Source organism: Streptomyces sp. NPDC101227 (assembly GCF_044767545.1).
GTDB lineage: Bacteria > Actinomycetota > Actinomycetes > Streptomycetales > Streptomycetaceae > Streptomyces.
The window spans coordinates 292,364-316,040 of sequence record NZ_JBIWOD010000005.1 but is presented as its reverse complement, the minus strand read 5'-3'; the positions used below and the strand labels follow the sequence as shown (position 1 = coordinate 316,040).

At 72.0% G+C, this 23,677-nt stretch carries 18 protein-coding genes; 4 read left to right on the top strand and 14 right to left on the bottom strand.

The features are described 5' to 3' along the window. Positions 1 to 72: 72 nt before the first annotated feature. Positions 73 to 393, bottom strand: a complete 321-nt coding sequence (locus tag ACIRPT_RS13870; RefSeq protein WP_403826596.1) for a GYD domain-containing protein — start codon at positions 391 to 393, stop codon at positions 73 to 75. Positions 394 to 512: 119 nt separating this feature from the next. After that, entirely contained in the window at positions 513 to 1,649 is a 1,137-nt protein-coding gene (locus tag ACIRPT_RS13865) for a hypothetical protein (protein WP_403826593.1), read from the bottom strand. 91 nt (positions 1,650 to 1,740) lie between these two features. Here ACIRPT_RS13865 and ACIRPT_RS13860 point away from each other — a divergent pair, with 91 nt between their 5' ends. Beyond that, positions 1,741 to 2,232, top strand: a complete 492-nt coding sequence (locus ACIRPT_RS13860; RefSeq protein ID WP_403826590.1) for a MarR family winged helix-turn-helix transcriptional regulator — start codon at positions 1,741 to 1,743, stop codon at positions 2,230 to 2,232. Here ACIRPT_RS13860 and ACIRPT_RS13855 read toward each other — a convergent pair. The 7 genes from ACIRPT_RS13855 to ACIRPT_RS13825 form a co-directional block, all read right to left on the bottom strand. Beyond that, a complete protein-coding gene (locus ACIRPT_RS13855; RefSeq protein WP_403826587.1) occupies positions 2,167 to 2,922 on the bottom strand; it encodes a DUF998 domain-containing protein in 756 nt (251 codons plus the stop codon). The genes ACIRPT_RS13860 and ACIRPT_RS13855 overlap by 66 nt on opposite strands. 227 nt (positions 2,923 to 3,149) lie before the next feature. After that, entirely contained in the window at positions 3,150 to 4,961 is a 1,812-nt protein-coding gene (locus ACIRPT_RS13850; RefSeq protein ID WP_403826584.1) for an ABC transporter ATP-binding protein, read from the bottom strand. A gap of 1,166 nt (positions 4,962 to 6,127) precedes the next feature. Continuing rightward, positions 6,128 to 7,093, bottom strand: coding sequence for a hypothetical protein (locus tag ACIRPT_RS13845; protein WP_403826581.1), 966 nt, complete (start codon positions 7,091 to 7,093; stop codon positions 6,128 to 6,130). 132 nt (positions 7,094 to 7,225) lie between these two features. After that, entirely contained in the window at positions 7,226 to 8,695 is a 1,470-nt protein-coding gene (locus tag ACIRPT_RS13840) for an amino acid permease (protein WP_403826578.1), read from the bottom strand. A gap of 512 nt (positions 8,696 to 9,207) precedes the next feature. Then, on the bottom strand, positions 9,208 to 11,700 hold the full coding sequence (locus ACIRPT_RS13835) for a SpoIIE family protein phosphatase (RefSeq protein WP_403826575.1): 2,493 nt from the start codon (positions 11,698 to 11,700) through the stop codon (positions 9,208 to 9,210). Between the two features lie 126 nt (positions 11,701 to 11,826). Beyond that, on the bottom strand, positions 11,827 to 13,464 hold the full coding sequence (locus ACIRPT_RS13830) for a PucR family transcriptional regulator (RefSeq protein WP_403826572.1): 1,638 nt from the start codon (positions 13,462 to 13,464) through the stop codon (positions 11,827 to 11,829). 74 nt (positions 13,465 to 13,538) lie between these two features. Beyond that, positions 13,539 to 14,243, bottom strand: a complete 705-nt coding sequence (locus ACIRPT_RS13825; protein ID WP_403826569.1) for a hypothetical protein — start codon at positions 14,241 to 14,243, stop codon at positions 13,539 to 13,541. Between the two features lie 350 nt (positions 14,244 to 14,593). Here ACIRPT_RS13825 and ACIRPT_RS13820 point away from each other — a divergent pair, with 350 nt between their 5' ends. Next, positions 14,594 to 15,247 carry a hypothetical protein gene (locus ACIRPT_RS13820; RefSeq protein WP_403826566.1) on the top strand — a complete coding sequence of 218 codons (654 nt, stop codon included), beginning with the start codon at positions 14,594 to 14,596 and terminating at the stop codon, positions 15,245 to 15,247. 16 nt (positions 15,248 to 15,263) lie between these two features. Here ACIRPT_RS13820 and ACIRPT_RS13815 read toward each other — a convergent pair whose 3' ends face one another. The 3 genes from ACIRPT_RS13815 to ACIRPT_RS13805 form a co-directional block, all read right to left on the bottom strand. Next, positions 15,264 to 15,803 carry a hypothetical protein gene (locus ACIRPT_RS13815; protein WP_403826563.1) on the bottom strand — a complete coding sequence of 180 codons (540 nt, stop codon included), beginning with the start codon at positions 15,801 to 15,803 and terminating at the stop codon, positions 15,264 to 15,266. Positions 15,804 to 15,813: 10 nt separating this feature from the next. After that, positions 15,814 to 16,746 carry a phenylalanine 4-monooxygenase gene (locus ACIRPT_RS13810; protein ID WP_403826560.1) on the bottom strand — a complete coding sequence of 311 codons (933 nt, stop codon included), beginning with the start codon at positions 16,744 to 16,746 and terminating at the stop codon, positions 15,814 to 15,816. 86 nt (positions 16,747 to 16,832) lie between these two features. Continuing rightward, positions 16,833 to 17,861: an SMP-30/gluconolactonase/LRE family protein gene (locus ACIRPT_RS13805; protein ID WP_403826557.1), complete on the bottom strand. Its 1,029-nt coding sequence runs from the start codon at positions 17,859 to 17,861 to the stop codon at positions 16,833 to 16,835. A 175-nt stretch (positions 17,862 to 18,036) separates the two neighbouring features. Here ACIRPT_RS13805 and ACIRPT_RS13800 point away from each other — a divergent pair, with 175 nt between their 5' ends. Beyond that, positions 18,037 to 18,477 carry a MarR family winged helix-turn-helix transcriptional regulator gene (locus ACIRPT_RS13800; protein WP_403827077.1) on the top strand — a complete coding sequence of 147 codons (441 nt, stop codon included), beginning with the start codon at positions 18,037 to 18,039 and terminating at the stop codon, positions 18,475 to 18,477. 41 nt (positions 18,478 to 18,518) lie between these two features. Here the strand turns inward: ACIRPT_RS13800 and ACIRPT_RS13795 are convergent, their stop codons facing one another. Beyond that, positions 18,519 to 19,898, bottom strand: coding sequence for an FAD-binding oxidoreductase (locus ACIRPT_RS13795; protein ID WP_403826554.1), 1,380 nt, complete (start codon positions 19,896 to 19,898; stop codon positions 18,519 to 18,521). Between the two features lie 254 nt (positions 19,899 to 20,152). Between ACIRPT_RS13795 and ACIRPT_RS13790 the strand changes: the two genes are divergently transcribed. Continuing rightward, complete coding sequence (locus ACIRPT_RS13790; RefSeq protein WP_403826551.1) at positions 20,153 to 21,331, top strand: sulfite oxidase; 1,179 nt, start codon at positions 20,153 to 20,155, stop codon at positions 21,329 to 21,331. A gap of 78 nt (positions 21,332 to 21,409) precedes the next feature. Here ACIRPT_RS13790 and ACIRPT_RS13785 read toward each other — a convergent pair whose 3' ends face one another. After that, on the bottom strand, positions 21,410 to 23,644 hold the full coding sequence (locus ACIRPT_RS13785; protein WP_403826548.1) for a germacradienol/geosmin synthase: 2,235 nt from the start codon (positions 23,642 to 23,644) through the stop codon (positions 21,410 to 21,412). Positions 23,645 to 23,677 lie beyond the last annotated feature (33 nt).

Sequence of the window (23,677 nt, the reverse complement as noted above, 5' to 3'; positions counted from 1 at the left end):
ACGAGGTCTCACGGGTGAGGGCCTGACCGACGGGGTCCTGACCGACCGGGCCCTGGCGGACGGCGGTGCAGGTCAGCTGCCCGGCGGACGGAAGTCGACGATCTTCTTGACCGCCTCGTCGATCTCCTCGACGGCCAGCAGCGGGGTCGCCTGGGACTGCACCGCGCCGGTCGCCCGGACGGTCATCGCCACGGCGGCCATCGACAGATGGTCGGGGAAGTCGACGATGCAGTACAGGTCCGCGTCCCCGTAGGCGAAGTACATCGCCTCCAGGCTGCCGCCGCAGGAGGCGACGACCCTCTCCACGGCGGCCCGCCGGGCGCTGCCGCCCTCGGCGAGCAGGCCCTTCGTTCCCTCGGGCGTGTAGGTCGTCTGGACCAGGTACTTCGGCATCCTGCTCTCCCGGGCTCCGTGGGCCGTCGCCGGTGCAGCGGCTGGGCGTCCACCTTCACCCGGTCCCGGGCCGGTCCGAATGTTTTGTTCCGCCGAACGGACCGCACCCCGCGCCGCGGCTACGGCGTGTCGGCGCGCAGTCCGCCCACCCCGCCGCCGTCATCGAGCCGGCCGATCCGCCGCTGCGCCGCGAACGCGGCGGCCGGGTAGCGGGGGTCGGGCCGCAGCGCGTACTCCCGCAGGCACGCCTCGGTGAACTTGATGACGTGTTCGTCGCCGTGTTCGGCGGCCCGCGCGCCCAGTTCGGCCATCGACGGCGGCTCCTCGGCGAACTCCGACCGCCAGACGTCCGTGCCCTCCCCGCGCCGGTCGACGGTGAAGGCCAGCAGGAACGCCGCCTGCACCTGCCACAGTCGGGCCACCGTCGGAAGGTGCACCTCGCTCGGCAGATGCGGGAGGACCAGGCGTACGGCGGCGGGCGCGGTGACGCCGTGGATCAGCGGGACGGGATAGACCTCGGGGTGGCCCAGGTAGACGTCGGCGAACTGGACCGTCATCTCGCTCAGCAGCCGGGGTGCCTGCTCGGGGGTCAGCGACTCCAGCGCCTCGTGGTAGCCGGGCATCCGGTCGAGGGTGTCCAGGCGTTCACGGACGATGCCCGGTCCCATGCCGCCCTCCTGGGGCATGCGGGGCAGCGCGGCGATCGCGGCGGACAGCTCGTGGCGGCCGCTCAGCCGCGGCCGGCCGGGAAGCGGGGCGTAGCGGGCGGCCCAGTACGACAGTCCCCGGGCCAGTTCGGTCAGTTGGAGGCGGGTCGGGTTCCCGCCGGCGGCGGACAGGCCGCGGACCGCGTGGCCGGTGCGGATGAGGCCGTGGGTCAGCCCGGCGAACAGGCCCGGGATCAGGCGCGGCCACCACCGGGCGAGGACGTCCCGCCAGTGCGCGTCGGCCAGTTCGCGCGCGAAGAGCCTCTCCCAGTCCCCGGCCCGGCGGAAGTCCCCGAGGGCGGGGCGCCAGGAGGACTCGTCCGCGGGGTCGAGGGCGAACCGCGCGGCGGGCGGCTCGTGGTGCTCCATCGCGCGCCGGTAGCGCTCCACCCACCGGGCGACCTCGTCCTCCTGCCCGAGCAGGGCGAGCGCCTCGGCACCCATCGGGCCGTGGTTGGCGAGGTCGACCCCCTTGCCCCGCTCGTATCCGAGGTCCTCCATCCGTTCCAGCGCATCGTTGACCGCGTCGCGGTAGCCGATCGATGACATGAGCAACCCCCAGTTCCCTTGCCCTGCGCACACAGCACCCCACTTCGGCTATCCAAACAGTTTGGATTTACGAAGCATCTACACTCGCAGTATGCACCACACCCCCGACGCCGGGAAAACACCCCGGGTGCCGACCCCCGAGGACCTCCAAGTCGTCGGCCTCGTCCCGCTGTTGGAACCGCACTTCCGTAAGGCCGTCGTACGGGACCTCATGCCGGATCCGCTGCGCACCGCGATGGAGACGCACGGGCTGACGCCGCGGCACGGCGCCGTACTGCCGCAACTGCTGGCCGGCGGGCCGCTGACGGTCGGCGAGATCGCCCGGCGGCTTCAGGTGTCGCTGCCCACCGCCAGCGAACTGGTCGGCGGGCTGAGCCGGGCCGGCATCGTGGAACGCGCCGAGGACCCGGCGAATCGCCGCCGGGTCCTGGTGTCGCTGGCCGAGGAGTTCCGCCCCGCGTTCGAGGAATTCGCCGCCCGGCGCAGCGAGCCGCTGCTGCGTGCGCTGGACGGTCTGTCACCGGGCGAACGTGCGGGGTTCCTGGCGGGACTCAGGGCCTGGGTGCGAGAAGTGCAGGGGTGACGACCGGGGCGCCGACGGCCGTCGGGCGACGCCCCGGAATATGGCGAGGGCCGCCGCCACCGCCCAGGCATCCGCCCCGAAGGCGGCGACCCGTTCCAAGGTGCCCATCCCGATTCCGGGGTCGTACTGCCCGAAGAACATCACCGCGGCGGTCAGCGCGCTGGCGGCGATCACGAACGTGACGGGGCGCAGCCCACCGAGCCGGGAGCCGCGCGGGAGAAATCCGGCGACGAGGAGCCCGATGCTCCCCACGCCCATGATGATCAATGCGCCCAGCACATGGAGGTTCTCGTCCGCATCGGCGGGGACCAGGCCCACGAGGACCCATGCCGCCGCATTGACCGCGAACACGATCCGGGCGGTCAGGGAGATCCCGCCGCGGCCCCAGCAGGCCCCGGTCAGCAGGGCCCCGGCCAGCAGCAGTACGCCATGGACGACGAAGGATGCGTTCATGAGGTCGTGCAGCGGTGAGCACACATACCGCGGGCGGGAGACGTCCCAGGTCCGGCAGTGGATGTTGCCCAGATCGCTGATGTTGTTGCGGACCCAGCTGTAGGGCGTGCGCCAGGCGGCGCCCGCGATCAGCTGGACGGCCAGAAACTGCGCCGCGGCGAGAATCCACAGCGCGGCGCCGATTCCTGTGCGCGGTGTGGTGCGGCTTTCCGGGTGCGGTGCCGGCTGTGGCCTCACGATCCCCCTCCTCGGTTCCGATGCGTCCCGATGCGTTCCGGTGCGGATCCGATGCGGATCCGACGGGCCGCCCCGGGAGTTGACGACGTCGCGTCGCGCGGCCCGGTCGGCGGCACGGGCTCATCGTCACAGCCGGCCGGGTGCGCGGTCATCGCTGTCCCGAGGGAATCGCAGTCCCTCGGGATCGGGATGCCGCCCTGGCTCTTTCGGGGGAGGAGCCGACGTGCCTACCGCCGGGGACCGCCGGGCGGCCGGCCCGAGGGCGCGGCGGAAGCGGCCGGGCCGACACGGGGGTGCACCGTGCCGTTGCGACCGGTGGGGTGGGCTTCGATGAGGGTGGCGTACAGGCCGCTCTGGTGCAGGAGTTGGGCGTGGGTGCCCGACTGGACCAGGCGTCCCTCGTCCAGCACGAGGACGCGGTCGGCGCCGGCGGCAAGGGCCAGATCGTGGGTGATCACGATGGTGGTACGGCCTTCGGCCAGGCGGTGCAGCGGTCCGAGGATGCGCTCGGCCGCCAGATGGTCCAGGCCGGTGGTGGGCTCGTCGAGGAGGAGTACGGGGGCGTCGCGCAGCACGGCGCGGGCGATCGCGACGCGCTGGAGCTGGCCTCCGGAGAGCCGAGCGGTCCCGGGAGCGATGACGGTCTCGTAGCCGTCCGGCAGGGCGGTGATGAAACCGTCGGCGTCGGCCGCGCGGGCGGCGTCCACCACGTCCTGATGGGTGGTATGGAGACGGCCGGAGGCGATGTTCTCCTCCACGGTGTCGTGCAGGACGAGCGTCTCCTGGGGCAGCAGCGTGATGTTCCGGCGGAGCTGGTCGAGCGGCAGCCGGTTCACGGGGATGCCGTCCAGCCGGATGCTGCCGGCGTCCGGGTCGTAGAACCGCAGCAGCAGGGCGGCCAGGGTCGACTTGCCCGCGCCGCTGGGGCCGGTGACGACCACCAGTTCCCCGGGGACGGCGGAGAACGAGAAGTCCTCGAGCACGTCGGTGCCGGTGCCGGGGTAGCGGAAGGTCACCCGTCGCGCCTCCACCTCGCCGACGGCACGTTCCGGGACCCGGATGATCTGCGAGGCGGGCGGATCGGTCACGGCGGGGCGGGCATCGAGGATCTCCAGCAGGCGGTCGGCGCCGGCGGTCGCGGCGGTGACCGTCAGACCCAGCTGACCGAGATTGCGGATAGGCGGGTAGAGGTAACCGATGAAGGCGGCGAAGGCCAGGAGCTGCCCCAGGGTCATCCGGCCCGCGGAGATCTCCCAGGCGCCCAGGCCGATGATCGCCAGGATGCAGATCGTTTCGAGGACCTCCAGCAGCTGCGCGTAGAACTCGTTGAGGCGGGCGCTGGTCACCGATGCGCGGAACCACGTACCCGACTCGCGGTGCAGCCGCTCTTCCTCGTCGTGCTGCCGGTTGTACGCCTGGGTCAGGACGACGTTCACCAACGTCTCCTCGACGACCGAGGTGATGGCACCGTCCGCCCGGCGTTCACGGCGCGCCACCTCTCGCAGACGGTCGGTGAACCGGCGGGTCACGATCCAGAACAGGGGCGCCGCGATGAAGGTGGCGAGCGCCATGTCCCAGCGCATCAGCAGGGCGGCGCAGGCGTAGAAGATGACGCTGAACAGGGCCGTTGCCGCCTGGACCAGGCCGGAGACCACCAGCTGTTCGATGGCGTCGACGTCACCGGTCAGCCGCTCCACCAGGTCGCCGCGCCGGTTGCGCTGGAAGAAGTGCGGCGGCAGCTTCTGGAGATGGGCGAAGACGCGGCCACGCAGCCGCACCACGAAGCGTTCGGCGGTCCAGGCGCCGAGGGAGTTGCCCAGGTATCCCACGATCGCGCCGATGACGGCCACCGCGAGCCATTTGCCGGCGGGGCCCCAGAAGGCGCTGACGGAGCCCTGCTGGAGGGCGTGGTCGGTGAGTTGGGCGAAGAGAAGGATGGCCACGGTCTCGGCGAGCGCGGCCACGACGGCACACAGCCCGACGCACAGCAGCCAGCGCCGGTCGCCCTTGGTCAGGGGCCAGAAGCGCTTGAACGCCACCTTGGCGCGGAAGTGCTGCGGATAGGGAAGCTGGCGGTCCGTCGTCAGCCCCCGGAGGTTCCGCGGCCCGGCGAGCGCGCCTTGCGCCCCCCATGGGTCCGGCGCCGGGGATGCGTCCGGCGCCGGTGGCTCTGCGGCAGGTGCTGCGCCGCCGTCCGCCGGTGCCTTGGCCCCAAACCCTCGCCGTTGGCGTTCCGGGCCGGAGCCTTGCGGCCCTGCGGCCGGAAGCTCTGGGGCTTGCAGGTCGGAGACTTGAGGCCCAAGGGGCTCGCTGCCCTCGTCATTTCGGAATGACATCGAGGAGGAGCGCGCTGGGCGCCGACGCGAGCGATGAATGCGCATTGCTACGTCAACCCGTCGTCCGGGAAATACCGGAATGGGGAATTGCTCGGAACGGTGTCCCGGACCTCGAAAGCCGGGACTCATGTGACGAGGCAAACCCGCGCGGTGCGCGAGCCTGCCTCGTTCTCAGGACATCTCATCAGGACTGCTGATCAGAAATCTGACTCAGCGATACCCGAAGAACCGACGCCTGCGGTGCCGACGGTGCCGACGTCCGAACCGACCGCGTCCGTAGCCTCCATAGCCACGTCCATAGCCGTACCAGTCGTCGTCCCAGCCTCCACCGTGCCTGCGCCTGCGGGGGAAGACGTTCCGGAAGCTCATAGTCGCCTCCTGTTTCCGTTCGGTCCCGTCGTGTCTTGTCTGACTACGACACTTTCGAGGCTACGACGCCCGGTTCGGGTCAACAAGGACTTATGCGTGAATTTTCACGCAAAACGGAAATATGCCATTCCGTGTCCGGTCCGCCGCACAGTGTGACCTTTCGGTGCCGAATGGCCCCGCGGCGGGAATGGCCGCATCATTCCGCCCGAGCGGGCGGGCAGCGGGAGGCCGGGCGGGGCGATCACGGGGCCCGAGGGGGCGCTTCGCCGCCCTCGGGGCGCGCCGATGGCACATACCGGATAAACCGATGGCGGTTGAGGGGTACCCGGCGCATCCCGTTCGTGGCGAAGACCACTCAACTCGCGCCCCCCTCAACTAGCCTCTTCCGCAGGCGAGTTGAGAGAAATCCGAGTGAGCGTCAGGAAGTTTCAGCGCGCGGGAAGTTGGCCGTCCGCATCGGCGAACGGCCCGTCCGGCCCCGCCGCGCGAGGGCGGCGCGCTCAGCGGGTGGCGTCCGGGCCGCAGTGCCGACCGTAGAAGTGGGCGAACCGCTCCAGCGGATCGCCGTCCGCGCTCCACGGCCAGGGGGTGGCCACGCCCTCGGTGGCGCGCAGGGCGGTCGCCGCGTCGGCGAGGCGGGTGGATTTGAGCAACGCGTAAGCCAGCAGGTTGAGATCGGCCACCGCGGCCGCGTGCTGGAGGAACCCCGGTGCCGGCCAGTCCCGGGCCGCCTGGTCGAGGGCCTTGGCCGCGTCGGGGCGGCGCCAGATCTCCGCCGCGCCGAGGGCCATCAGGCCGCCGACGGAGACGGCGCGCTGGTGGTTGCGCACGATGGCGGTGAGTTCCAGGGCGGCGGCGGGGGCGTCCGCGGGCATTTCGGCACGCATGCCGTCGAGCAGGTCCAGGACCAGGACGCTGGAGCCGCACTCTTCCGGCGACAGATAGCCCAGGGCCTGGAGGTGGGCCTCCCGGTTCCAGGGGTCGCGGGCCTTGATCTCGCGCCAGATGGGCGACAGTTCCCGGGTGGGGCGCCGCTCCAGGCGGAGCGTGGCCAGGTGGAGGGTCCACGGTATGGGGTCGGCGGGCACCAGATCGGCGGCCAGCCGGCAGGTCTCGCGTACCGCGCTCAGGTCACCGATGGAGTCCTGCTGCCGGGCCTGGAACAGTTCGGACCAGGCATGGAGCAGCAAAGCGCCCTGATGGTTCGGCTTGTGCTCGCGCCAGATGCCGGGCAGCGCCCGCCCCGCGGTCGCGGCCAGCACCTCCAGACGGTGGGCCTTGCGGTCCCAGTCCTGGCCGGCGTCGTCGATCACCTGCGACAGCAGGGCCATGACGGCCGTGTCCAGCGAACCGCGGTCCCAGCAGCTCTGGACGCGCCGCCGGACCTTGCCCAGATCGCGGTCGTCGAGCTCGGGGGCCAGTCGGGGGGTGTTGCCTTTGCGGCGGCGTCTTATGAAGGCGGGCATTCTTCGCGAGCGGCCTTCCGGGTTGGGGCGTAGCGGTGGGGACGTCGCGCCGGGTAAACGAGGGGTACGGGTTTAAACAGCTGTACGGGCGGCAGCGTGCCATGCACACCGGCGCCCGTACAGCACGTTCGATTAACGAGATGAAACGGATGTCTTCCCTGCGGTGGTGTCGTTGCGGCCGAGCCGGTCGCGGACCAGGGAGATGCCGACGACCACCACGGCCAGCAGCACGGACAGCAGGACCTGGATCCGGCCGCCGCCGTCGCTGTCGTCGGTGAGCATGTAGGCCAGCACGAACGTGATCATCGCGATGGTGGCCCAGGTGAGGTACGGGAAGAGCCACATGCGGACGACGAGCTTGTCCGGGTTCTCCCGCAGGATGATGCCGCGCATCCGCAGCTGCGAGAAGCAGATGACCAGCCAGACGAAGAGCGCGACCGCGCCCGAGGAGTTCAGCAGGAACTGGAAGACGGTGTCCGGCCACACGTAGTTGAAGCCGACCGCGATGAAGCCGAAGAGGACCGAGGCGACGATCGCGGCCTGCGGGACACCCCGGGAGTTCGTCCGGGCGAAGGCCTTCGGCGCGTCGCCGCGCTGGCCGAGGGAGAAGGCCATCCGGGACGCGGTGTAGAGGCCGGAGTTGAGGCAGGAGAGCACGGCGGTCAGCACGATGACGTTCATGATCTGGCCGGCGTGCGGGATGCCGATCGAGTCGAGGGCGGCGACGTAGGAGCCCTTCTTGGCGATCGAGGGGTCGTTCCACGGGAGGAGGGAGACGACGACCAGGATCGAGCCGAGGTAGAAGATGCCGACCCGCCAGATGACGCTCTTGGTGGCCTTGGTGACCGCGCGCTCCGGGTCCTCGGACTCACCGGCGGCGAGGGTGACGATCTCGCTGCCCATGAAGGAGAAGACGACCATCAGGACGCCGGTGAGGATCGCGCTGGGCCCGTGGGGCAGGAAGCCGCCGTGCGAGGTGAGGTTGGCGAAGCCGGTGGCGGCGTTCTCGGAACCGGGCAGGACGCCGAAGATCGCCAGACCGCCGAGGACGATGAACGCCGCGATGGCGACGACCTTGATGCCCGCGAACCAGAACTCGAACTCACCGAACGAGGCGACCGAGGCGAGGTTGGTGGCGGTGAGGACGATCATCACGATCAGCGCCCAGGCCCACTGCGGGACGGCCGGGACCCAGCTCGTGAGGATGGCCGCGCCGGCCGTCGCCTCCACGGCGAGGACCACGACCCAGAAGAACCAGTACAGCCAGCCGATGGAGAAGCCCGCCCAGCGGCCGAGCGCCCGGTCCGCGTAGGCGGAGAAGGAGCCGGACGTCGGGTTGGCGGCGGCCATCTCGCCGAGCATCCGCATCACGAAGACGACGAGCGCGCCGACCAGTGCGTACGAGAGCAGGATGCCGGGGCCGGCCGCCTTGATACCGGAGGCGGAGCCCACGAAGAGACCGGCGCCGATGACCCCGCCGACGGCGATCATGGACAGATGGCGGTTCTTGAGGCCCGACTGAAGGCCTGACTGCCGTGGGGCCTGGCCGCTACCGGGAGGAGCGGGCGGCGCGGCCACGCGGCCGGGGGGAGGTGTAGTCATCGTGACATCCATGGAGAGTTGAGGGGTCATGCACGGGGTGACTGCTGGGATCGCCTCGGTAGCTGGCTGCTCGACAGGTGTTCTCGGTGGCTGCTCGGACATCCGGACGCGCGAAAGGGCCTGGGTTGGCAGGTGGCGATCGTGGCCCTGACGCATATCGGCCGCGGCAATGAGGGCCGCGGTCTTCTGATGCCTGCGTGGGTGGGGAAGCGCTACCGCGCGGCCACGCTATGGCCCGTGCTCCTCGTGAGAGGTGAGCCGCATCACGTCCGGATGGGATTTGCGCAAGCGTATGCGGCAATGCCCGGCTGCGTATTTGTGCGGCCCGCCAAATTCGCCCTCGATGGCTGTGCGGTCGGCCAAAGCGATTCGCGGGTGGCCGGGCCCGTGGCCTGTCCGTTCGCGCACCGGCCCGGCGTCCGGCTGCCGCATCCACAGCACACCAGCGGTACCCGACAACGGCGGGTCGAGCGGCGGAACGCCAGGTGAATGCGGTCGGGAAAGATCGCGGGTCAGCGCGCGGCGCCGGGGGAATCGCCCCTGGGCCCGGTCGCCTTCTGCTCGGTCCAGATGATCTTCCCCGTGGGCGTGTACCGCGTCCCCCACCGCCGGGTGAGTTGCGCCACGATGAACAGCCCGCGGCCGCCCTCGTCCGTCGTCCGGGCATGGCGCAGCCGCGGCGAGGTGCCGGCGGCGTCGAAGACCTCGCAGGTCAGCACGTCCTGCCGGATCAGGCGCAGGGTGAGGGGTCCGGCGGCGTGGCGGATGGCGTTGGTGATCAGTTCGCTGACGATCAGTTCCGTGGTGAAGACGAGGTCGTCCATGCCCCACTCCGTCAGCTGCCGGGCGGCGAGCGCCCGGGCGCTCGCGACCACGGCCGGCTCGGCGGGCAGGTCCCAGGAGGCGACCTGCTGGGCGCCCAGCGCGCGCGTACGGGCGAGCAGGAGGGCCGCGTCGTCGGACGGCGGGCCGGTCAGCAGGGCCTTGACGACGTTCCCGCCGGTCTCCTCGAGCGTCCGGCCGGGCGCCGCGAGGGCCTCGCCCAGCCGGGACAGTCCGACGCCGATGTCCTGGTCGCAGGCCTCGATCAGACCGTCGGTGAACAGCGTGACCAGGCTGCCCTCGGCCAGTTCCAGCTCCACGGACTCGAAGGGCATCGCGCCCAGGCCGAGCGGCGGCCCGGCGGGCAGCTCCGGGAAGTCGACGGCGCCGTCGGGGCCGACGAGCGCGGGCGGGAGGTGGCCGGCGCGGGCCATGGTGCACTTCCTGCTGACCGGGTCGTACACGGCGTACAGGCAGGTGGCGCCCGTGAAGGTGGCGGCCACGCTCGCGTTCTCCGCCTCCACGGACGCGTCCGCGCTGCGCGTCTCCACCAGGCCGATGACCAGGTCGTCCAGCCGGGCCAGCAGTTCATCGGGCGGCAGGTCCAGGTTGGCGAGGGTACGGACGGCGGTGCGCAGCCGGCCCATGGTGGCCGCGGCGTGGATGCCGTGCCCGACGACGTCCCCGACGACCAGCGCGACCCGGGCGCCGGAGAGCGGAATGACATCGAACCAGTCGCCGCCCACACCGCTGGGGGCGTCCGCCGGGAAGTACCAGGACGCCACCTCCAGCGCGGAGCCGCCGGTCAGCTCGTGGGGCAGCAGATTGCGCTGCATGACCCGCGCCGCGGTGCGCTCGCGGGTGTAGCGGCGCGCATTGTCGACGCAGACCGCGGCGCGGGCGACGAGCTCCTCGGCGAGCCGCACGTCGTCCGCCACGAACGGGCCCAGCCGCCGCGAGCGGACGAAGGTGGCCGCGCCGAGCGTGATGCCGCGCGCCCGGATGGGCGCCACCATCACCGAGCGGTAGCCGAAGGCGCGGATGATGGCGGCCCGCTCCGGGGTCTCGGTGACCCAGCCGCTCTTGTCGAGGTCCAGGGCCGCCTCCACCAGGGACTCGCCCGTGAGCAGGCAGCGGGCTATCAGCGACGAGGGCGCGCGCTGGACGGCCTCACCGACGGCGAGCGCCGCCTCCGGGCAGCCTTCGTGGACGGACTGCTGCCCGGCGCGGCGCAGGGTGGGCGTGCCGCCGACCGGCCCGGGGACCGGCTCCTCGCCCCTGATGACGGAGTCGAGCAGGTCCACCGCGGCGAAGTCGGCGAGCGGCGGCACGGCGACATCGGCGAGTTCCTGCGCGGTGCCGGTGATGTCGAGCGTGCTGCCGATGCGGGCGCTGGCGTCGTTGAGCAGGGCCAGGCGTTCCTGGGCGCGCCAGCGTTCGGTGACGTCGATGACCATGTACCAGATGCCGACGCGGCGGCCCTGCGGGTCCGCAAGGACGAAGAAGGACGCGGAGTAGGCGCGCTCCTGGTCGGGGTCGGCGTAGGTGGGGCTGCGGAACTCGTAGTCCAGCACCGGGGAACCGGTCCCGAGGACGTGCAGCATCCGCTCCTCGAACGCCTCGGCCTCCAGCTTCGGCAGGACCTCGTGCACGGTGCGCCCCAGCCGCCGCTCCAGGGGGATCAGCCGCTCCAGTACGTCGTTGACCCAGACGAAGCGCAGGTCGGTGCCGAGTACGGCCATGCCGACCGGCGCATGCGCCAGAAACGGCTCCAGCATCAGCTGGTTGACGCCGCCGCCGGGCAGCCGCCACTCCTGGAGGGCGAGCACCGACCACCGCTCGCCCTCCGCCGCCTCGCCGGCTCCGTCGACGACGAGCGTGACCTGCACCGCCAGCTGGACCTCCCGGCCGTCCCGGTGGCGCACCGCGACCGAGCCGCCCCAGCCGGCACCCGCCCGGCACCACCGGGCGACCGCGGCCACCCGCGCCGCGTCCCCGGGCACCGCCAGCAGCTCCGCCGCCGGATGGTCGAGGATCTCCGCGGCCGGATAGCCGAGCAGCCGTTCCGCCGCCCGGGTCCAGGCCACCACCCGTCCCCGCGCGTCCAGTTCGGCCGTCGCGGCCTTCGCTATGTCGCACGCCTGGCCGGCCCCACCCGGCGGGGCGTTCCCTGAGGTCATCATCGCCGGCCCGTCACCACCCCTCGGCCCGCAAGTCACTCAATGGGGCTTATTACCCAGTTTAGGAGCGTTTGCGCGTTCAAGGACCGCCGCGGAGGACTCGTACGGGACCGGGCCGGTGGGACCGGCTCAGACCGCGGGCGGCAGCCGCAGCTGGAGCATCGCCAGCAGCCGCTGATCCGGGCGGCTCAGATCCAGCCCGGTCAGCTCCTCCGCCCGGCGGAGCCGGTAGCGCAGCGTGTTGGGGTGCACATGCAGCCCGGTGGCGGCCGCCCGGACGTCCCCGAAGGCGTTCAGATACGCGAGGACGGACTCGGCCAGCCGGCCCTGGCCGCGGCTGTCGTGCGTCACCAGGGCGGTCAGCCGGGGGTCGCGCAGGTCGGGGTGCGCGGTCAGCAGCGCCAGCAGTTCGCTGACCAGCACCTCCGCCTGGATGTCCGGCAGCGCGGCGACGGTGGTGGCGACGCCGACCCGCACCATGGCGTCCAGGATCCGGTCCGCCTCCCGGCGCGACTCGGGAACGTCCCCCAGAGCCGGCACGATGCAGCCGACCGAGCCGCGCAGCGGCAGCCCCAGATGACGGCGCGCGGCCTCGCTGATCTCCTGGCCCCAGCCGCGCAGCGTCCCCAGGTCGATACTGCGCGGCAGCTGCGGCAGCAGCACATAGATGCGCGCGTCGACCTGGGCGACCAGGGCACTGCGGTGCCGGGCGGCGGTGTGCACCGAGATCAGGTTGCTGACCTCGGCGCGGGTCAGCTCGGAGGCGGACGCGGTGGCCTCGGCGGCCCCGTACGCGAAGCCGAGGACGGCCGCCGGGCGGGCCGCGTCCAGCCCCAGATGGTTCGCCAGCGGCTGGGGACCGGTGCTGCCTTCCAGCAGTCCGGCGGTCAGCGTCCGGGTCAGCACCAGGTCGGCGGAGAGCTCCCGGCGGCGGCGTACGAGATGGAGCGCGGCGACCCGGGCGGCACCCAGCAGCGCCTGGTCCGCGTGCTCGGACAGCGCCGCCGACCCCTCCTGAACCCAGATGGTGCCCAGCTGCCGCTCCCCGGACCGGATGGCCACCGCGAGCCGGCGGCGGATGCCCAGCTCGGGATGGCTGTCGATACGGATCACCTCGTCCGAGGCGCGCAGCCGCTGGAAGACGCCCCACTTCCGCAGCCGCGCCAGATACGGCTCCGGGCCCTGCCAGCCCAGGATGGACAGCCGCCGCAGATCGTCGACCTCGTCGGATTCGGTGGAGCGGGAGTAGGCCAGGACGCGGTTGGCGGTGTCCTCGATGCTGACGATCCCGCCGGTCAGGACGGCGGTGGTCTGCGCCAGCGCGAAGAGGTCACCCTCCTCGCGGCCCTCGGCGTTGCGCCCCGGCGGCGTGTCCTCCAGCGCCGCGCGGGCCAGGGCGTCCACCTGCTCCCAGCGCGCCTCGCCCCGTACGGAGAGCAGCGCCACCCCCGCCTCGACGGCGGTCTCGCTGAGGGCGGCGGCCTGTCCGGGGGCGGCCAGCTTCACGGCGACGGCGGCGGCCCCGTCCCGCCCGCCGGCCCGCAGCGCGGGGAACGCGGCGCGGCCCCGCGCGCCGATGGCCAGGACCAGCGCGCCGGGACGGGCGGCCGGCGGGTCCTCGGGATCGAGCAGCGCCACGCTGCGGATCTCCACATCCAGCCCGGCGGGCGCGGCCTGCAACTCCACCAGGGGCTCGCCCAGCGACATCAGCAGCTGGCGCAGGCTGATGCCGGTGCGCGGTGGCGGTGCCGCGGCGGCTGAATCCATGATCGGCGCCTTTGGTGGGGTCGTGACCTGCTTCTGATGCTATCCGCCGGGAAATCGTCACCGCCGTCGCGCGGTCAGCCGAAGACGCTGCGCACCGTCTCCGTGGCGCCGTGGCCCGCCCCGGAACCGGACTCCTCGTCGTCCGCCTCCGGATCGGTCAGCGACAGCGTACGGGCGGTGCCGAGCAGCACCTCGCGGCAGTCGTCGGCGAGTTCCACCGACCCGGTCACCAACTGCACGGTGATCACCGACGACGAGACGCTGTCCGGGACGGCCACCAGCCCCTGCCAGACGGCGCCCTCAAGGGGCTCGTCCGGGCCCTCGGCGGGCGGTTCCGGCGGCGCGGCCCGCCGCTCCGACTCGACCAGGAAGCCGGTGCCGACGGGCAGTTCCACCGGCCGCAGGCCCTCATCGGTGCCGGCCCCGGCGGAATCGGCCAGCATTTTGGTGAGCACGGCCGCGGGGTTCACGCCGGGCATCGGGAGCCGGGAGACCGTGATGACGGACAGCGGGCCGGCCCCCTCGCCCTCGGGGTGCACCGCGAACGCGGAGTCCAGCACCTCGTGCTTACGCAACTTCAGCTGGGCGAGCGCATAAAGCCGCACCAGCCGGTCGGCGCTCTCGCCGCCCTCTTCTTCGGGCAGTTCCCGTATCTGCCGGGCGACCGCTTCGAGCCCCTCGGGCGAGGAGTCGAGGTCCACCCGCCGATATCCGTCCGGAAGCGCGTACCAGAAAAGCGGTTCGGACTCGGTCGCCACACCATTGAATGGGTCGTTCACAGCCGAATTCCCCTCACCATTTCGCCGGCATCGGCCGCAATTGCCGCGGCCGCGCCCTCAATGCCGGCCGGCGCCACACCCGCCCCGTCGGCCAGCGGGGGCCTGCGCAGGGGCCCTGGCGCGGACCTCGGCGATATTCCCGGTGAGCTCTTCTTTGCGCATGTCAGGCCCCGATGCGACGAATCCGCCCAACTGATCCACATCGGCCTTGAAATGCCCCCCATGAAAATGCCCCTCCGTAACGACAGGCGAAGCGAATAACCGCACATGCAGGACAGAACAGGCATTGTTTCACGGCGCCGATCGGCGGCAGTTTAATGTATGAGTAAAGGCTGGGATGAGGAGGACCGGTGGACGATGCCCGGATTCGGGCCGCCCGGGAGAAGGCCGGGCGCGCGGCGGCCCAGAAGGCCGGGGTGCGGCAACTCACCCCGGGCGAGGCCGCGTTCGACCATCCCGCGACCCGCGCCGCCTGGACGAAGGCCCGCCGCCGGGTGCGCCGGAGCCTGGCCCTCTGGTCCGTCCTGTGGGCGGCGCTGTTCGTCGGCGTCAGCATGCTCGGCGAACTCGACCTCTCCCCCAAGGCCGAGCACAACCTCGTCGGCGGCCTCGGCGCCCTGCTGTTCCTGTCCTACCTCTGCATCCTCTACCTCCGCCTCGGCTCGCTGAGCTGCCTGCGCCGCATCCGGCACATCCTGCGCCGCGAGCCGTGGCGGCCGATCGCCGCGGCACGCCGGCGGGCCGGCGTCACGGACTCGGTGGGGGTGCCCGTCGAGGTGGACCTCGTCGCGCGCGACGAGGGGAACGAGCGGGCGGACGGCTCACCGGCCCGGAAGGCGAAGCGCCCGCCCAAGATCCTCTCCGCCCGCAATCCCGTCCACCGGCGCCGCTGGCACGAGGCCATGGAGCGGGGCGCGCTGCTCGCCGGCGGCAGATCGCTCGGCGTCCTCGCCCTCCCGGACGGCACGGAGCTGATGGAGGTCAGACAGCGGGGCAACGGCTAGCGGCCGGAGCAACGGCTCACGGCCCGGGTGACGGCCGGCCGGCCCGGATTTCGTCCAGGGCCCACGCTGCTTCCTCCCGCACCCGGGCGTCGGCGTGGCCCAGGTGAGGCCGCACCAGCGCGGCCGCCGCCGGATCCTGCGTAGAGCCCAGGATGCAGAGGGTGTGTACGAGCAACTCCGCCTCCCGCTCCGCCATGCCCGGCACCAGAGGCAGGAAGAGCGCCAACGGGAACGGGTACTGGGGAAATGCCTCGCTGACGGAATGCAGCGCCGATTCCCGCACCCCATGGTCGTCGTCCGGCTCGTCGACGACGAGAGCGACGAGCCGGGTGACGACCAGCTCGGCGGCCGCCCGGTCCAGGGAACCCCCGCGCAGCCGGTCACCGAGCTCGGCGGCGGCGACGTCACGGGTACGGGGGACGGAGCCGACCAACGCCGCCAGGGCACCCCGCAGATGCCCGTCCGGACCGCCGTGGCCGTCGTCGCTGCGGTCACCGTGGTCGCCGTCGTCGCCGCCCTGGGTGTCATCGCGCGGGTCGCCGCATACAGCCGTCATCCCGCGCACCCTACGACCGGCGCCCCGCCCCGGGCGGCCCCGCCGTCACCCCCAGCCGGGCCCCCGTCTCGTCGTCGTACTCCTCGCAGAACGGGCCCAGCACATCGGTCAGATGCCGCATCGACCGGGCGCTGAAGAGCACCGGCTGGTACCCGGTGACGTCGTACGGGGTCCGCATCATGTCGCGGATGTCCAGCTCCCGGATCTCGTTCCGCGCCAGCTGGGTGATCTCCGCGTACGAGGACAGCAGCGCCGCACCGTACGCCTTGACCGCGCCGCCCTCCGCCATCACCCCGACCTCGAGCGTGAACCAGTACACCCGGCTGAGCAGGTCCAGGGCCGCCTCGGTGCGGGCCTGCCCGGCGGCCCGCCCGATCAGCCGGTAGAGCACCGCGAACTCCTCCGACGCCAGATGCACCCCGTGGCCGAACACGTCATGGATCACATCCGGCTCGGGCGTGTACAGCGGCACGGCCGGATGCCGCACGAACTGCACCGCATGGAAGAAGCTGCGCTCCATGGTCCCCAGGAACCGCCGGTTGGGCACGAACCCGCCGGCCGGGGTGAAGTCGAAGCCCGTACGGGTCCGCAGATGCGCGCCCACCTCCCAGTGCTGCGGGACCCGGTCGGCGGGGATCGCCGCGTCCTCCCGGGCCTCCAGTACGGCGCGACACGCATGCTCCCGGTGCGCGGGCCCCAGCGCGGCATGGACCGTGCGCCAGGTCCGGTGCTCCTCCTCGGTGTACGTGACCGGCGGGGAGGCATCCCCCGGCGCATGCTCGCTGGCCAGCGCGGCGACCGCATTGCGGCGCGCCAGATAGCTGCGGTCCCGGAATCCGGGGTGGCGGCTGACGGGGCCCAGCCTCCCCTCGGAGTTGATCGGAATCTTCGGGCTGTACGGGCTCTTCGAACTGTCCGGGATGTTTGCGTTGATATCGGCCATATCGCTAGCGTGCCCGCCCCGGGCGAGAGATCAACACCGCCGCGACCGATCAGGGCGCGCGGCGCCCCGCCGGCCCCGCCGTACGGTCAGATGCCGTCCACTTCCGCGACGGTGAACGGCGTCTGCGGCGTTCCGGGCCCCATCGGGCCGCCCTTGTCGAACTGCGAGCGGACGACGAGCGTCCGGCCGCCGCTGCGGACGAGGGTGGTCGGGATCTGGAGCGCCGGGTCGGAAACGCGGCGCTCCATGCGGGCGGATGCGCCGTCGCCGCCGAGGCGCCACCGGCTGATGGTGTTGGTCGCGTTGTGCACGACCCAGAGGGTGTTGCCGCGCAGCTCGAGGCCGTCGCCGTGCAGCGCGTCCCCGCCGTGCAGGGCGACTTGGCGCACCGCGCCCGACGCCAGGTCGATGCGGTACAGGGCGCCCGCGGTCATGTCGACCGTCAGCAGGTAGCGGCCGGAGGGGTCGGCCACGATGCCGTTGAGCCGGACTGCGTCGGGAGGATCCGCCGGCAGCGCTCCCCTCAGGTCGTACGCCGTGGTCAGCGCGGCGCGCCCGCCGTGCGCGGCGGCTCGGGCCAGCTGCCGGGGCGTGACGCGGTAGACGACGTTCCGCTTGCTGTCGGTCAGATAGGCGCTGCCGTCCGGGGTGATCGCCAGGTCGTTGACGAACGGCTCGGCGCCGCCGGGGACGTCGAAGCGGGCGATGAGGCTGCGGTCGCGCAGGTCGTAGACGGCGACCCCGGCCGTCGAGTCGATGACCCACAGCCGCCCGGCGCGGTCGACCTTCAGGCCGTTCGCGGTGGTGCGCCCGTCGGTGCCGGACGGCAGGAAGACCCGGGCGGCGCGGTGTCCCGGCGCGGCCCGGTAGATGGCGCCGGTCGCGTAGGAGCCCACATAGATGTCACCGGTGCGCGGGTCGGCGGCGATGCCCTCGGGGTAGACGCGGTCGCCCGGCAGGTCGTACGCGGTGGAGATCCGGGCGCCGGCCTCGTGTCGGACGGCGGCGCCCGGGGCGGTCGACTGCGCCTGCGCCGGGGCGGCGGGCGGGACGGCGAGGGCGGTCAGGGCCAGGGTGGCCGCGGCCAGTGCGCGGCGCGGGATCGCTCGGGACATGGGTGGATGCCTCCCCGTTCTCGGATGCCCGCGGAAGTCGTCCACGGGCCATCGAATGAGCACGAAGGTAGATTAGAGTTCTAATGGAAGTCAAGGTTCTAATTTTCATATGCATCCTCATGACCGGGAGGGGTGCCGTCCGCCATCCGGCCGTTACGATGCGGAGGTGACCTCCATGCCTGCCTCCGAGCGCCTCGGCTCCTCCATCAAGCGCGCCGAGCAGGCCCTGAACGGCGCCAAGAACGCGGCGCTGAAGCCCGCGGGCCTGACCGTTCCGCAGTACGCGGCCCTGCTCCACAGCTCCGAGCAGCCGGGCATCTCGGCCGCCGCGCTGGCCCGCGCATGCGGGGTGACGCCGCCGACCATGAACACCGTGCTGAAGAACCTCCAGGAACGGGGCCTCATCGAGCGCACCCCCCACGAATGGCACAAGAACGTCCTGGAGACCCGGCTCACGGCCGAGGGCCGGGCCGTCATGGAGAACGCCGACGCGCGGGCGGTGCGGGTGGAGCGGGCGCTGGCCGCGGAGTTCACGGACGAGGAAAGGGCCTCGCTCGTCAGCCTGTTGGGCCGCTGCGCCGCCCTGCTCGACTCCGTGCACCCGGACGCGTCCTGAGGTCCCGGCCCTGATCCATCGGGCAGGCCCTCGGACACGACCTAAGCCGCCGGCGCCACATTCTGGTTGGCGTGGAAGAAGTTGTCCGGGTCATACGTCCGCTTCACCCCGGACAGCCGGCCGTAGTGGTCCCGGTAGGTGGCCCTGACCCGGTCCTGCCCCTCCCCCGTCCCCATGAAGTTCACATACGCCCCGCCCATCGAATGCGGGTGCAGCTCCTCCCAATAGTCGACCGCCCACTGCCTGATGGACTCCGCGTTGTCCGGGTCGGGGTCGATGCCCGCGATGACGCCGGACCAGACGGCGTCCCGGTAGGCCCAGGCGGTGTCGTCCCTGCCGACCCGCGCCGCCGCGCCGTTGACCGGGTAGAGGTGCATCGTCGACAGATCGGTCGGGAGGTTCTCCCCGTACTTCAGATGCACGCCGATGGCCTCGTCGGTGATCCGGTCGAAGAACGCGCCGCGCCAGTACCACTGCAACCCGGGCGGCATCAGCTCGTCGAACATGCCCTGCAACGCCGGGTACGGCATCGGGGCCGCGAAGTGGAAGGTCGGCGCGCCGGGCCCGTCGGGCGGCGCGAGCACCGTCTCCACCGCCGCCAGATCCCCGGTCCAGCACCACACCACCCCGCACATCTTCTGCCCGTGGATGTCCTCGGGGAACGGCGGCGCGGGCGGCACCGACAGCTGGGCGAAGAAGCCGTTCAGGTCCTCGGGCGCCGCGGGCAGGAACTCCCGGTACCACTCCAGCACCTGGCGTGCCTGGTCGACGGGCCACAGGGTCACCCCCACACCCACCGTATGCACCGGCCGCAGCTGGAAGTTGAAGGACGTCACCACCCCGAAATTCCCCCCGCCGCCGCGCAGCGCCCAGAAGAGGTCCGGGTGCTCGGTCGCGCTCGCCGTCACGAAGCTGCCGTCGGCCAGTACGACGTCCGCCCCCACCAGACTGTCCACCGTCAGGCCGTATTTGCGCGTGAGGTGACCGTGCCCGCCGCCGAGGGCCAGGCCCCCGACGCCCGTCGTCGACACGATGCCGGACGGAATGCCCAGTCCGAAGGCGTGCGCGGCGTGATCGACATCGCCGAGCAGACTGCCGCCGCCGACCCGTGCCGTCTTCGCCTTGGGATCGACGCGTACCCAGCGGATCGGCGTCAGGTCGATCGTGACGGCGTCGTCCTGTACGCACAGGCCGGCGCCGCTGTGTCCGCCGCCGCGTACCGCCGCTTCCAGGCCGTGCTCGCGGAGGAAGTCGACGGCCGCCATGACGTCCGCCGCGTCCGAACATCGCACCACGGCCGCCGGACGGCGATGGATCATGGCGTTGTAGATCGTGCGGGCCTCGGGATAGGCCTGGTCGTGGGGGCCGATGACCGGGCCGCGCAGCGCGGTCCGCATCGCTTCCAAAGTGGTGCCGTCCATGGCGCACCTTCTCCTCGGGGAGATGCCGGTCGACCGCAACCCGCCCAGGCTTTCCGGCCCTTACGGCCGTGCCGCGTCCGCCCCGCCGCTACGGCGCCGCGACGGCAGGGCCGAGCCCCGCAGGGCTGCTGTCTCCAGCGTCGCGCCGGCCGCCGGGCCGCGCAATTCCACGGCGCGGGACGGACGCGGGACGGGCGCGGGACGGGCGCGGGGCACGAACGGCCGGATACGGAACGGGCGAGCACCATGGAGACATGGGCGCGCACCACGGGGGCGCGGGCGCCGGGCGCCCGGCGGACCGGGGCCACCCCGCCCGTACCGCCCCCCTCTCCGACCTCAGCCCACCCGGCCGCCTCGCCGCCCCCGACGAGGCCATCGGCCAGGACGAACTCGCCCTCGCCACCCGCAACCACGGCCTGCCGCTGGAGGCCCTGCGCTACGCCGTCACGCCCACCGGCCTCCACTACGTCCTCGTCCACTACGACATCCCGGCCGCCGACCCCGTGGATTGGCGGCTGACCGTGGGAGGCCTGGTACGCACCCCGCTGGCCCTCGACCTGGACGCCCTGATGTCCCTCCCCGCGGCCACCCACCGCGTGACGATGGAATGCGCGGGCAACGGCCGGGCCCGCCTCTCGCCGCGCCCGGTGAGCCAGCCATGGCTGGTCGAAGCCGTCGGCACCGCCGAGTGGACGGGCGTACCGCTGCGCACCCTCCTCGCCACCGCGGAGGTGGCCCCCGATGCCGTCGAAGCGGTCTTCACCGGCGCCGACCACGGCATCGAGCGCGGCATCGAGCAGGACTACCGGCGCAGCCTGCCGCTCGCCGTCGCCACCGCCGCCCGCCCCGAAGTCCTGGTGGCGTACGCCATGAACGACGCCCCGCTGCCGCCCCAGCACGGCTATCCGCTCCGCCTGATCGTCCCCGGCTGGTACGGCATGGCCCAGGTGAAGTGGCTGCGCGACATCACCCTCACCGGCACCCCCTTCGCCGGCTTCCAGCAGGCCGTCGCCTACCGCTACCGCCAGGGCCCCGACGAGCCCGGCGAACCCGTCACCCGGATCGCCCCCCGCGCCCTGCTGATCCCCCCGGGCTTCCCCGACTTCATGTCCCGCACCCGCGTGGTACGCCCCGGGCCGGTCACCCTGGAGGGCCGTGCCTGGTCCGGCCACGGCCCCGTCACACGGGTGGACCTGAGCTGCGACGACGCCACCACCTGGCGCCCGGCCGACCTCGCCCCGCCGGACCCCGCCCACCCCTGGTCCTGGCGCCGCTGGCACACCACCTGGACCGCCACCCCCGGCACCCACTTCCTCACCCCCCGCGCCACCGACGCCGAGGGCCACACCCAGCCGACCACCCAGCCCTGGAACCGCGGCGGCTTCGGCAACAACCTGGTGCAGCGGGTCGAGGTCGCCTGCCTGCCGGCGTGAATCTCCGACGCCGGGGCCCGGCCTTCCCGCCCCGCCGGGTCCGGGGCGGGAACGCCGCGTTGCCGCTCTCCTGGCGGCCTACCCCGCGACGGCGACCGCCTGGCGGATCCGCGCCGCCGCCGTGCCCAGCCCCGTCGGCACCCCGAGGCGAAGCGGCGAGCCGTTGGGGTAGCGCAGGTCCTGCTCCCGGTAGCGGCGGCAGCCCTGGTGCCAGGTGAGGATGGCGGCCATCCAGTGCTCCAGCTCCCGGACATAGCCGTCGAGAGACGCCCGCCCTTCGGTCGAGAGGCCGAAGTCGTCGTAGAGCACGGGGAGTTCGTTGGCGGCGACGTGCTGGAACTCGCTCATGCGCGAGGTCATGAGGTCGTTGATGATGGCCAGCGCGGCCGGGTAGTCGCAGTCGAAGAAGTTCTGGACGACCAGGATGCCGTTGTGGATCTCGCCCTCGTACTCGATCTCCTTCTGGTACGAGAAGACGTCGTTCATCAGCATCCCGTAGTCGGCGGCGGCGTTCTCCAGGGAGCGCACGGTCCCGCTGCGGTAGATCTCCGGCGGGATCTCCCGGCCGCGGCCGAGGCGGCCGAGCGCCATCGTGAGGTCCGAGCCGAAGGTCGCCCGGCGCATTTCGATGTAGTCGACGGGGTCGGGGATACGGTTCTGCACCTGGTTGTCGAGCTCCCAGAGCCAGCCGGCCGTCATCGTGTCGACGGCGGCGCGGAAGGAGCGGCGGGCATCCGGCGTCATCGGGCCCGCGGTACGGGCCCACAGGTCGGCCAGGCCGCGTTCCATGGCGGTGACCGGTTCGGGGGCCGGCGTCGGGGGGTCGACGGGCATGAGGGCGGACAGCCGCTCGTTGGTCGCCCTGGCCCCGGCCAGATCGCCGGTCCGGCCGAAGACCGCGGGGTAGTAGTCGTCCGCGTAGGTGCCCCAGGACAGCCACTGGGAGACCAGGTCGAGTTCCTCGGCAGTGGCGTCCGGATGGATACCGGCCGCGCACAGCGGGAAGTCGTATCCGGCCAGCGCCCGCTCGTCCCAGATGTCGGAGAGCGGCACGCCGGGCTGCGGCTCCAGCAGGCCCATACGGCGGGACCAGGCGATGCAGTTGCGGCGGGCGCCGTCCAGGTGGGGGCTGAGGACGGTGGTGAACGGCATGGCGAAGTCGGGGATGCGGGACGGGCCGACCTTCTGGTGCGGAGTGTGGGTGTAGCGCCGCACGCGCCGCATCTCGGAGGCGGTGAGCGCGGCCTTCAGGTCGGCGGCGGAGGTGCCCAGGCCGCCGAGGGCGAACGGCGACCAGGAGGCGTCGGCGGCGGCCGCCGCCCCGCCGCCGTTCATATAGCGGCTGGAGCGCAGATGCCATTCATGGCCGCCGGACTGCCAGTCCTGAAGCCCCTTGGCGTAGGCGAGGACGGCCGCGCAGGCCCCCGGGTCGAGGCCCTTTTCCGCGAAAAGCACCGGGAGTTCCGTGACGACCGTGTTCTCGAATTGCTGAAGCCGGGAGGTGATCAGCTCGTTGACGGCGTCCGCGGCCTCCTGCGTCGTGCAGCCCAGGAATGTCTCCAGGACCAGCACGCCATTGCTCATCTCCCCTTCGTCCTCCGTCTCCCGCTGATAGGAGAAGAGGTCATTGCGCAGATGTACGCCGTCGGAAAACGTTTCCTTGAGGACGCGCAACGCCCGCGAACCGGCGACGACGGCCGGGACTTCGGCGCCCGCCGCATACTCCACCAGCCCCGCCGACCACGGCGCACCGCCCACCTTGCGGCGCATTTCGATGTACTCGACGGGATTGGGTACCCGGTTGATGTTGATGTTGGAGAGTTCCCAGAGCGACTCGTTGAGAAGATTCTCGGTGCTTTCCCGGAATCGCGCCCGCCATTCCATCGACATCGCCGGAACGGTGCGCGCCCACAGGTCGGCCAGCCCCGCCTCCACCGGGTTCGTCGGCTCCGGTACGGGCGTGGCCAGGTCCATCGGCATAAAGGCCGGGAGCCGGTCGAGGCATTCCTTGCCGCCCTTGCGGTCCAGCGTCCGTTTGAACCTCTCCAGGAAGTGATCGTCGAAGAAGAAGACCCAGACATACCAGTCGGTGACGAGCGAGAGCGCCGCCGCGGAGCAATCCGGGTGGGTGTAGGAGCACAGCAGGGCATAGTCGTGCGCATCGAGATCGCTTTCCTCCCAGATACCCGAACCCTCCAGCATGTGCATGCCCCTGGCCCATTCCTTCGAGTGCCGTCGGGCCTCAGCCAGATTCGGGTTGAGCCGCGCCGGATACGGCGTGTAGAAGTTCGGCAGTTCGAATGGCTGTGTCATTGCCGCTCGCCTCTCCCCATAGGTGCACTTAAC